1 protein-coding gene is annotated in these 1,062 nt (G+C 31.8%); it reads left to right on the top strand.

What is annotated here, in order from left to right; translation table 11 throughout:
- Positions 1 to 1,062: S8 family serine peptidase (locus Q0370_RS05050; protein ID WP_299572944.1), on the top strand; the 1,062-nt coding region annotated here is incomplete at both ends.

Here is a 1,062-nt window from a genome sequence, read left to right on the forward strand (position 1 = left end):
GATAAAAAAACAAAAGTATCTGATTATGATGTAAAAGAAAATTTGGTAAAATATCAAAAAAATGAGTATAGAAAAGGTAAAATTTATTATGCTATAACTGATAATACGACAGGCTATGATAATTGGAAAAAAGAAGTTGGAGATGAAATGCCACGAACTTATCTTCCTGAAAATTGGGAAAAAATAGCAAAACATTCGTTAAAGGATCAGGAAGGTGAAGATCATACGACACTTGCCACGAAAACTTTTCTTGAAACAACAGGATTTGATGCAGGTCAAGTAATAAATTATGGTGCTGAAAATGAATGGAATATGTTAGAAGGAATATTTTCCTATAGTACAAGTACACCATATTATTCGCAGTATTTATTAACAGACAATGCTTGGTATTTTGGAAATGTAATAAATGAAACACTTTTAAATAATTATATGCCCAGACTTGTGACAACGAATACAGATGATAGAAATTTATTGGTATTGGCTGTTCCTAATGCACAAAAAAAGGAAAATAATTCTAATGCTGAAGTATTGCTTAATGATGCAACTGCAAAACTTCCCTTGTATAGCGATGAAGTAGCAAAATTGTTTAGAAGTCAGCGAATAATGGTTGATGCTGCAAATTGTTTTGTTTATGGGAAAAAAGATGTGACAAATTCTGTTTTGCTGAATGAAAGTTACAAAGGTGGAAAAATATCAGATTTTTCAGAAAAATGTACAATGTCTCAAACAGATGATGAAGTCAGTGCAGATGCATTATATGCACGAAGTAATACAATAGTAGCACTTGGTAACATATATAGTAAAACGGAAGAAGAAAATAAATTTGGAACAAGTTTCGCAACACCTAGAACGGCTGGATATGCGGCAATTATTTTGAATAAATTTAAGGGGCTGACTTATCATCAGATTAAAGAAATTCTTTTGACAACGGCTTATCGTGAAAGAGATAGACTTGACAATCAGATGGGCTGGGGAATTGTGGATATAAGAAAGGCACTTAATGGTCCGACAAATTTGAATGCGGGATTGATTGAAGAAAATAAATTTTATACTGGAATGTAT

The organism is uncultured Leptotrichia sp. (assembly GCF_938036635.1).
GTDB lineage: Bacteria > Fusobacteriota > Fusobacteriia > Fusobacteriales > Leptotrichiaceae > Leptotrichia > Leptotrichia hongkongensis.